The 10068-nt window shown below is 71.3% G+C and carries 5 protein-coding genes; 1 reads left to right on the forward strand and 4 read right to left on the reverse strand.

The features are described 5' to 3' along the window. Window positions 1-129: 129 nt before the first annotated feature. Window positions 130-1278, reverse strand: a complete 1149-nt coding sequence (locus DER29_RS08420; protein ID WP_121396835.1) for a DUF2637 domain-containing protein — start codon at window positions 1276-1278, stop codon at window positions 130-132. Then, the gene (locus tag DER29_RS08425; protein WP_158618983.1) at window positions 1275-4445 is read right to left on the reverse strand and encodes a BTAD domain-containing putative transcriptional regulator; all 3171 of its coding nucleotides are present in this window, start codon (window positions 4443-4445) and stop codon (window positions 1275-1277) included. The genes DER29_RS08420 and DER29_RS08425 overlap by 4 nt, the downstream gene beginning before the upstream one ends. Window positions 4446-4919: 474 nt before the next feature. Here DER29_RS08425 and DER29_RS08430 point away from each other — a divergent pair, with 474 nt between their 5' ends. After that, window positions 4920-5507: a hypothetical protein gene (locus DER29_RS08430; protein WP_121396836.1), complete on the forward strand. Its 588-nt coding sequence runs from the start codon at window positions 4920-4922 to the stop codon at window positions 5505-5507. A 131-nt stretch (window positions 5508-5638) separates the two neighbouring features. On the opposite strand, the gene DER29_RS08435 is transcribed toward DER29_RS08430, so the two are convergent. Continuing rightward, window positions 5639-7627 (reverse strand): hypothetical protein, encoded by a 1989-nt coding sequence (locus tag DER29_RS08435; RefSeq protein ID WP_148709988.1) that lies wholly within the window; start codon window positions 7625-7627, stop codon window positions 5639-5641. Between the two features lie 49 nt (window positions 7628-7676). After that, a complete protein-coding gene (locus DER29_RS08440) occupies window positions 7677-9482 on the reverse strand; it encodes an Hsp70 family protein (RefSeq protein WP_233599682.1) in 1806 nt (601 codons plus the stop codon). Between the last annotated feature and the right edge of the window lie 586 nt (window positions 9483-10068).

Raw genomic sequence — 10068 nt, forward strand, 5'->3', positions numbered from 1 at the left:
GCTGTCGCTGGGTCAGAACCACAGCTCTTGGAGATCTGGCACTACCCTGCACTTCGAGCCGCACGCTGCCGGGTGCTTGCGTCAGCGGGCCCACAGGCTGTCGTGGCACCGCACGGAGCACCACGGCGGTCACGAGGCGCTCGCCTGCTCGGTGGCACGGTTGGTGTCGTGTCGGTTCGCGGATCGTGGCCCGGGTGGCCAGTACCGGCGGACGGTGCGCTCGGACCGACCGATTCTGGTGGCGATCTCGGCCGGATGCAGCGACGGGTCCTGGCGGTACCAGTACGCCACGGCCCCAGCGGTGTCGGGCGGCACGTCTGCGCTGTTTCTGCCGCCCTCCGGGGCGGGGTCATATCCTTGGCCTTCAATGGGCTTCAATTCAACCCTCTGGGCAGCGCCCGGAGGATTGACCCTGTCCTGCTCGTTCGTCTCCTCGACGGGGGTGCCTGGAGAGCCAGTGGTGCGGGACCTGCTGGTTCCAGATCCTTCTGTGGCGTGGTGTGAGGGTTCCGTGCCCCGCAACGGCGGTGCGTGCGGGGGCGCCGGGGCGTCGTCACCGGTCCGGGCGAGGTGAGCGTCCTCGTGGTCGATTGCACCGGTCGGCTTGTGCCCGCTGGTGTCCGCGATCGGAGGCGCGCTCTCGTCTCTGCGGATCGCGGCCTCCGGCATGTCCGTCGGCGGTACGTCGAGGTCTCGGGCCATCTGCGCTGCCGGAGGCACCCTTGAGTCGGGGGTCGGTGCCTTCAGGCTCTGGGGCTCGGCCGTCGGGATCGGCATCTCGGCTGGCACGGTGGCGGATTTCTCACCGTCGGCCGGGTTGATGGAGGGGTTGCCGATCCGTCCCGCGATCTCGACCAGGCTGATGCTGGCTACGACGACGAGCCCGTCGACGGAGATGGGCAGCAGGTAGGAGGCGGCGGCGCTGGTTTCGCCGTACCGGGCGGCGACGCCGACCATGTGCCAGTAGCTCACCCAAGCGGCGATGCCGGCGATGACACCGGCGGCGATCAGTCGTGCGGCGGCCAGACCGCGTCGGTCTGCGGGGACCCGCGAGATGAGTTCGACGGTCAGCAGCAGCGCCAGCGGCGGCCATGCGGCGATGATCTGGCTGATGAGGTTCGGTCGGGCGTGCAGGACGTTCGCCGCGATGGACGCGGCAACGCCAAGGGTGAGCACGGCCCGCACGGCCCACCGTAGGCGGTTCAGGTTCCTGGGCTCGATGTCCGCCTCCTGCGGGGTGCGGGCGGAGTTTTGCGGGGGTAGCGGTGTGGCGGTCACGAAGCCGCTCCGTCACCAGGCTGAGGCCCCGGTCGCAGGTCAGAGCGTCGGGTGGGGCGCTGCGTCTGGGCGACCAACTGGTCGGCCAGGGCCATGGTCTCGTCGCTGGGCTCGGCATCGATCTCGCTGAGGGCGCGGGTCAGCGTGCGGCGCAGGGCGCGGATCGCATCGAGGTGTCCGAGCGCGGCCCGCGCCCGCATCGCCTGCTGGTACAGCTCTTCGGCGTACGGGTTGTGGCGGATCGCGGTGTCGAGAACGGGGAGTTGCTCGGCCGGGTTGCCGGCGAGGGCGTCAGCGAGGGCCAGATAGGCGTCCAGTGCCTGCTGTCGAATCGCTTCGCGGTAGGGCTCGATCCATTCGTAGTCGGCGCCTTCGGCCAGGTGACCGCCGTAGGTGTCGACCGCGCGGCGCAGCGCGGCGAGACGTTCGCTCGGGTCGGTGGCCTGGTTGGCATCGCGTATCGCGGCGCGCATGCGCCACAGGTCCACGTCGATCATGTCGCGGTCGAGTGCGTACCGGTGGTTGGGATGGGTGAGGTAGGTGCCGGGTCCTGCGGTGCGGCGCATGGTGGCGCGCAGGTCTGACACGTAGGTGTAGAGCCGGCCCGGTGCCTTGTTGGCCGGGGCGTCGGGCAGCAGGTCGTCGAGGATCGCCTCGGCGGAGGCGTTGCCGTCGTGTACCGCCAGGTAGACGAGCACCTCGAGGGCCTTCTTGCGTAGGGTCGGCCCGGGCGGCACGTCGGCGATAGCGGCGGGGCCGAGCACGGTGACCTCCACTCGAACCGGACCGACCTGCCGGCTGTTTCCGGCTGTTCCGTCGATGTCCGGCTCTTGCATGGCGCGCGTCGTCGCGCTGTCGCTGGCCCCACCGTCATCGGTTGTGTCCGCGTCGGGTGCGGTGGCAGTGCTGGCGCGCGTGGTGGCCGCCGCCGTCTCGGTGGTCGTCGTCTGTCCGCTGTCCGAGGGAGTCGGTGCGATCGTCGTGGCGGCAGGCACGGGTCCGGGGCCGGATGCCGGTAGTGCGGCGCCTTCCTCGGAGAAAGAGGGGATGTCTGCCTTCGGCTGGACGGCCTGGGACGGGGGCTTTTGTTCTGTCGGTCGGGCGGGGTTGTCCGATTCCTCGGCAGCGGTGCTGGCTGCTTCGATCGGTGCGGGTGTGTGCGGCTGGCCGGTGTGGGACTCGGCGAGGGTGGCGAGCAGGTCGATGGTCTCGGTAGGGGTGAGGACGGCCAGCCGGCCGATGTCGGCCGGGTAGCTCCTGTGGTCGGCGTCCTGGCCGTCGGCGCGGCTGGTGGTGCCGTCCGCGGCGACGACAATGGCTTGGCTCGGGTCGAGCACGGTGAGTCGAGCGGTGTCAGTGGGCGGGGCGCCTTCGGTGTCGGTGGCGGTAGCGGTAGCGGTGTCGTTCTCGGGCCAGGTGCCGAGCAGCACCCCGTGGATGTCCAGGTGCTTTCCCTGCGCGAGGAGGCCGGCGATGTGGGCACACTCTCGGCGGTTCGTGGCGCCGGCCAGCAGAATGACCGGCGGAAGCGGTTCCTCGTAGGGGTCGACGCGACGCAGCTCGGTGACGCTGTCGACCTCGTGCTGGTGCAGCAGACGGGCACGCCGCATCGCCTGGGCCTCCAGGAGTTCCAGTGCCTCGTCCACGCTGGCGGTAATGGTCAGCCGGGGCGTGTGCGGCAGGGTAAGGGCCGCGGTGCCCAGCAGCGTGACTGCGGTCGTTGACGGGACGATCACCTCGGTGGGGACTTCTGGGTGCTGTGCGCCGTCGGCGGCCAGGGCTGCGGTGAGGAGTCCCCGAGCGGCGGCCTCCGCGCCGGGACCGGTCAGTTCCAATCCGGTCGACGGCCACAGTGCCGACGGCGGGTCGTCCAACGTCAGCGGCGGCGCGGGTTGGCCGCCGTCGCCGAAGGGGCGGGCGGTTGCGCCTTGTCTCTCGGCCTCTTGGGCCTCACTGCCGTCGCTCGTGCCGGAAGGTGGCGGTTCGTCGACGAGGTCGTGGGCGTCATCGTCGTGGTCGCCGTGCCGGTCGTACGGGGTGGGGTTGTCCCCGGCGGCGCGGCGCAGGCCACGCAGGATCTGCTTGACCACCTGAGGCATCGGGGCCAGGGCCGGGGCGTTCATGTGGGGAGCTGCCGTGGGCTCGCGGGGCACGTAGCGGCGCCGCCGGTGCGCCCAGACCAGCGCGACCGCAGCGGCGATCGCGAGGGCCAAGCTGAGATCGACCCAACTACCGTTGGGCAACCACACCCCCCGCGTCGTCCGGTCGCTGGTACGGCTGGTGTCGTGTGTCGCCGGGCTTGCCGTGTCAGGGGCGGAGGGGGTCGGCGCCTCGGCACTGCGGCTCGGAGCCGTGGTGGTCTGGGGTGAGGCAGTGGGCGCGCGGGGCGTGCTGGTGGCCGGCTCCGGACTGGTCGGGGGTGCCTGCGGGGCCTGCGGCGGCGGCTGGGTGTGGGGTGGGCCTTTTCGCGGTGGCGGGTGGCTCGGTGTCCGGGTGGGTGGGGTCGCGTCGGCGGGTAGGTCGAGGGTCCAGCCGGGGTGGATGAGGTCCGGGTCGCGCAGGGTGCCGCCGACGCGGGGGAAGTGTGTGCCGCGGTTGAGCGCATAGATTTCCGGCCAGCGGTCGGCGTCGCCGAGTGTCCGCTCGGCGATCCGGCAGAGGCTGTCGCCGCGGTTCACTGTGTAGGTGGGCCCTGCCCGCGTGGTCCGTGGCGGATCCGGGTGGGTCAGTTCCCTGGTTGGCGGGGTGGACGCGGTGGGGGTGGGTTCAGCGGCGGGGAGGTCGCCACCGCTGGTGGTGACAGGAGCGGCATGGGCGGTGGCGCCGGCGACTGTGGTCACGGCGGTCGCGCCGAGCAGCGCCGCCGTGAGGCTTTGGATCGGGCCGGGAAGGCGGACCTTGGCCGTCCAGCGAAGCTGGTGGCTGAGTGCGCGGTAGGCGTGGGTGAAGATGGCGGTGGACAGCAGCAGCCACAGTGCCGTCGCAACGGTGACGGCGAGAGCCGCGATGAAGTCGGCGCTGATCGGTTGGACGATCCACTGCCGCACGGCACCCGGTGCGGGTAGTGCCGGTGTCCAGGTGCCGGTTACGGCAAGAACGAGGGGTACAGCAGTCGTGGAGAGGGCGCTGGTGGCGATCGCGAGAATACGGGCGGCGCGGGAAGTCATGTGGCGTCCGTTCGTCGTCCGACCCGCGACGTGTGGCGGCGTCGTCAGGCGGGATGGGCGGTGCCGTGACGCTATGACTACTGGGACAGCGGTGGGATGGAACGCCGGCTGACAGCGCCTTACAGCGCCTCACACGGCCTTACATTCGCAGGTCAACCCGTAGCGGGTGGCCGCGTGAGCGGTCGATGAAGACGGCACCACGGGCAACCGCCTCAGCCACGAGCTTTCTTCCGCTGAAGATCCAGCACTCGGCCTGCGGAGCCGGGCTCTCACCACGGCTCAGCGCCTGCTGGAGGGCAAAGTCCCAGTGGCGGCCGGTATGGCCGACGTCGCCTGCGACGGCGGGCGCTCAGCGGCGTAAGCGCGTCTCCGATAGCTGGATACCATGGGCACGTGTTCGGGTGGCGTCGGCCACCGGCGGGTTTGAGCAGGCGGGCCCACTCGTTCGTCAGCGTTCATGGAGTTTGGCTCGACGTGCCGCCGGTGAGTCAGTTTCGAGGCGCGTGGCAGGAGGCGCAGATTCCTGCCGAGGTCATCGACCGCGCCGAGGCGTATCAGGCCCGGTGGGGTGGCCTTGTCCTGCCGTCCGCGCCGGGCATGCCCGAGGATGCCGCAGGCCCGCGGATGCTCAACGTGGACACGCCGGAGCGGGACGACACGGTCCCTCCCTCAGGATGGTTCTTCGAAGCCGGGCTGCAACGCACCGCTGTGCCGTATGCGTTCCTGATCGGTCCGGACGGCACGTTCGGCATCGCCGGTGGCGACGATGGACGGTGGGTCCCGTTGCATCACAGCATCGACGGCTGGGTTGAGGCCTCGGCTCTGGCGTATGCCGCGATGGACGTCGCGGACACGGTAACCAGGCTGACCGGTTCGGCCGTCGGCCAGCTCGACCTGGCCGAGATGCGACCGGTCGCCGAGGTCGGTGGCATCACGAACGGCTGGTGGTACCGGCCGGGCCTGCTCGCTGCCGTGTACTCGGGCGAGTCGGAGCTGTTCTCGCGGCCGGACTACCGCACCGCCTACCTGTACGCCGGCAACATCGACGAGCAGTGGTTGTAACGCCGTTACCACATCGGCACGCGAGTGGGGTTGGGTGAGCACCATCGTGCGTGGGTCGAGATCGACTCGGTGGGTGCTTGCAGCTGTACCAAATTCTGCACTCTCCTCGACGTCGACAAGTGAAGCCTCGGTCAGCGGCGGGTGCCGACTGGTGTCTCGCTGGCGGCGACACTGCTGCGGTGCAGAAGCTGCTGATGGGCGTGCAGGAGCCGCTCGGCGGCGACCGGGTCGCCGAGCGCGGTGAGTTCGTCTGCGGCGCGCTGGTGCAGGTCCTGGTTGTAGGGGTCGACGAGGATCGCCGCCTGCAGGGTCCGCAGCCGGTCGTGCGCGTTGTTGTGCGCTGCCGCGAGGCTGGCGTAGGCGTCGAGGGCCAGACGGCGGATGGCCTCGCGGGGTTGGTCGATCCACGGCCAGGTGTGACCTGCGGCGAGGTCACCGGTGCAGGCGTCAATCACCGATTGCCAGGCGGGCGCCGGATCGGTCAGGCTGGCGGCGGCATGGTGGGCGGCTGTGCGCAGCCGCCACAGGTCCACATCGACACGGTCGGGATCCAGGTGGTAGCGGTCGTCGGTGCTGGCGAGCACCGTCACGGGGGTTGCCGCGCGGACGGCGACGCGTAGGGCGCTGACAGTGGTGTACAGGCGGCCGGTGACGGTGTGGACGGGCACGCCGGGCCAGATGGCTTGAACCAGTTGCGTGGTGGTGGCGCCGTCGGGGTGTACGGCGAGGAGGACCAGCACCTGCAGGGCGGCGCTGCGTCGGATGGTGACCGGCTGTCCGTCGATGGTCAGGGCGGGGCGGCCGAGCACCCGCAACTGGACCGCTGGCGACGCGGCGGGTGACGAGATGACCGCGTGTGGGTTGTCACTGCCAGGCTGGCGGGGAATCCGAAGGCTTACGTCAACTGCCGGCTTCTGTGGTGCGGGCGTCGATGAGGTGCCGTCGGACAGCGAGGGCGTGGGGTGGGCGAGGACGGTGAGCAGGTCCGTCGCGGCGGTGCGATCGAGGACGCACAGCCGCGGCCCCGCCTGCCCGGTCCGGGCGTCGATGGTGTGACCGTGGCGGTCGATGTGCCAGGTGTACCCGAGTGGTGCCGCGCCAAGCGCGACGACTTGTGCTTTCCTCGTCAGACCGGTCAGCCGGTCAGCCGTTTCGGTGGAGGGCGGGGCGGTAATCAGCACCAGGGGGCCGCTGTTGCCCTCGATCAGTGCGGGCGCGCCGGCTGGGGACGGCAGCAGCGAAATGGCTTCCTCGACGGTGTCGGCGACTCTCAGCCCGGGGATCGTGATGGCTGCGAGGGCGAGGTCGGGCAGCAGGGTGGTCAGCGTGGTGCGGGTGACGAGCACCCGGGCGGCATCGGGTGGGTCGCGCAGGGCGGCGAGTAGGCGCGTGACCAGGACACCGCGGGTGGCGTCGGCGGCACCGTCACCGATGTACGCCACCCCGGCAGCGGGCAGGTCCGGCGCTGCGGCCTTGGTGGTGGACGGTGGCGGCTTGCGGTCGGCGACGGCTGCCCGCACGGCGTTCACCGTGTCCGGCATCGGCGTCAGCAGTGCGGCGTCGCCGGAATCGCGGCCGGGTTGGTAGGCGCGACGGCGGCGCAGCCACACCAGGGCTGCTGCGGCTGTGACCTGTCGGGCGGTCTCGTCGGGAAGCCAGCCCCCGGCAACTGTCACTCCCTCGCCGGCCCGAACTGTCGCGTCGGAGGGGAGCTGGTGGGGTCCCTCGGTGGCCGCCGGGAGAGGCACGTCCGGCAGCCCGGAGGCGGGGGCGGGGGCGTGGGCGGTCGTAAGGGCGGCGGCGCCGGCCATGCTCGTCGCAGCGGCCTGCCACGGCGTGGGCAGCGGGAGGCGGCGCAGCCAGCGGGCCCCGGCCCGTAGTCGACGGGCAGGCGTCACCGCGACCGTGTAGGCCACCGCCAGCCAGAGCAGCCATGCCAGGGCGGTGAGTCCGACGGTGAGTGCCTGCGGGGTCAGCGGGTCCGCGATCCAGTCGCGGAACTGCGCCCCGGTCGGCCATCCGGGCAGCGGCGGCCCGACGACGGTGGCCAGCAGCCATGGCGGAGCCGCCAGCACCAGCAGTACGAGCGCGATGCCCATCGCCCGGCGGGGCCAGCTCATCCCCGCCACCCCTTCGCGTGGACGCGGCAGCGCGCCGTGGCCGACAGGCTCATCGCAGCGGTCGACCAGCTCTGCCGGGCAGGATGCAAGTCCACAGTTGATGCAGCCACCATGCGGCCACCGCGATGGCGTAGATGACCCCGAGGATCCCCGAGGCCGGCCTGCTGACCAACGCGGCGGTGATGACCCCCAGTGGTGCGCCCAGGATCAGCCGCAGAATCGGCTGGGGTACCACCGCCATGATGGTTCCAACGCCGAGAAGCAGGCCACCAACACGACCGGCGAGGTCGATCCACACCACCATGTCGGGCCAGCGGTCGGCGGTCAGCGAGTACTGGATCATCGCCATACCCAGCCCGGCGGCGATCACCGACCCGGTCGGAAAAGCGAGCATCTGCGACCAACCGCCCACCGGCGTGCGCCACTGCCGGGCCGCGACGAGGGCCATCACCGCAGCTGCGGCGACGATCGGGGCAACCGGCAGCAACGACCACCGCAGGAATCCCGCGACGGGATCACCGATATAGAGACTGCCGACGACGGCGTACATGCCGACGACGGCGACGCCGAGGGACGCTGACGCCAGAATCCCGGTGCCGGTCTGCGAGCCAGGACTGAGCGACGGTCCCGCCGCCAGGCTGGTCCGGGCGGCGACCGCCGAGCCGAGGACGGTGCCGGCGCCAAGGCTGGCGGTAACCGCGAACACCGCCGCGACCGCGAGCTCGCCCCAGTTGAGCACCGCTGACCGGTACATCATGGCGCCGTTCCACTCCGGCGTGAGCAGGAACTGCGAGACCAGGCCCAGCGACGCGAAGCCGGGCACCGCGATCGCCACGGCGCGCCGTACCGGCGGCACCGGCACCTCCGGCGGTACCGCCGCCGCTCCGGGGCTGATGGCGCCGACATCGGCAGCGCCACGTACCGCCGCCATCGCCGGCTCCGGAACAACGGTCAGGGCCACCGGCACCGCGTCGGCGAGGACCTGCCGCAGCAGCGGTAACCGGGCGACACCGCCCACGCAGTACACGCCGACGAGGTCGTGCACGCTGATCTCCGCCGCGGCGATCGCCTCGGCCGCCAGGTGCGCGACGCGCTGTAGGACAGGATGAGCGGCCTGTTCCAGCAGCCCGACGGTGAGCACCGTGGCCGAGGCGTCGGGCAGGGGCAGAGTCACCGCCGCGTGGTCGGCCAGGGCGTGCTTCGCGGCCCGGACGCTGGCAGCGAGAGCCCACCGGCCGCCGTCCCCGTCGCACGTACCGTCGTGGGCGGTGAGGGCCATGATGACGGCGTCGTCGATCGCCGCGCCTCCGGCGGCCGGATCGGCCAGGGTGGCGAGGACCTCGAAACCGGCCGGGCCTCGGCGCAGGACGGTGACCTCCGCCCCCGCTCCGACGTCACAGACCACGAGAAACGATCCGACCGGCAGTTGTACGCCGGTGGCGAGCAGATGCTCGGCGACAGCGACCGGCGCCTCAACCAGTCGCGGTTGCGCCAGACCCGCGCGATGAGCGGCCTGCCGCAACCAGGTACGCCGTCGAGGCCCCCACCCGGCGGGCACCACCAGCCGCACATCCTCCACCCGCGCCCCGACCGCGTTGTACGCCTCATGGGCGACGCGACGCAGCGTCGCGGCCACCAGGTCGACGCCGTCAACCTCGGTGCCGGCGACGGCCAGGCGGTGCTCGTCAGGTGCGTGACGCGGAGCCGGAACGAACCGGTCCGGCGCGCTCACGGCCGCCTGCCACGCCTGATGACCGGTCAGCATGGCACCGTCAGGGCCGAGGAGCACAGCGCTCGGCAGTTCCGCCTCGCCGTCGAACAGCAGCGGCGTCCAACTGCCGTCCGGCCAAGCCACCGCCGCAGTCGTACCCAGGCTCCCGCAGTCGATTGCCAGCCGCGCTTCCCCCGCCCGCATAGATCCAGTCAAACATGAGGATCACATTCACGTCACCTGCGAACCACTCACAGCAAGCGGCAGTCGGCATCGAGACCGGCTCACCAAGCCTCATAACGCCGGCGGGATCGCGTGGTAGGCGGGGGAAGCCCAGGTTGCCGTCCCTGAAGCGCTGGCGGCGCCTGGCATTGGGCTGTGCTCGCAGCATCGCCCTCGGCCCGTACCTGGTCGCCGGGACCCTTATAGCGCCCGTGGCCAACAGCTGATCAGGTGCCCCGAGAGCAGCATGTGTTGTGCGTGCTCTGTACGCGCAGAGGCCGGGCCACTTGGTGCGGTCGAGACGCCGGGAGACCGCTGATCGGCCGTTCGGTGTCCTGATGCCTCGTGCAGCTTCCGCTACGCTGATGGACGTCACTCCGGCTCTTGTTCCACGACAGCGTCCGACCGGCCGTACTGCCCCGGCGCGTGGAGCCGCGACCGGTGGCGAGGCGGAGCAGGATAGAGGGGTGGCGTTGGCTAGCAGGCCTTTCGAGGAGCGACGTGCCGA

This window comes from Micromonospora sp. M71_S20 (assembly GCF_003664255.1).
In the GTDB taxonomy this organism is placed as follows: domain Bacteria; phylum Actinomycetota; class Actinomycetes; order Mycobacteriales; family Micromonosporaceae; genus Micromonospora.

Bases quoted from the DNA above. Each gene is read 5' to 3' on its own strand.
- DER29_RS08425 (WP_158618983.1), bottom strand. From the start codon at position 4,445: ATGACTTCCCGCGCCGCCCGTATTCTCGCGATCGCCACCAGCGCCCTC.
- DER29_RS08435 (WP_148709988.1), bottom strand. From the start codon at position 7,627: ATGAGCTGGCCCCGCCGGGCGATGGGCATCGCGCTCGTACTGCTGGTG.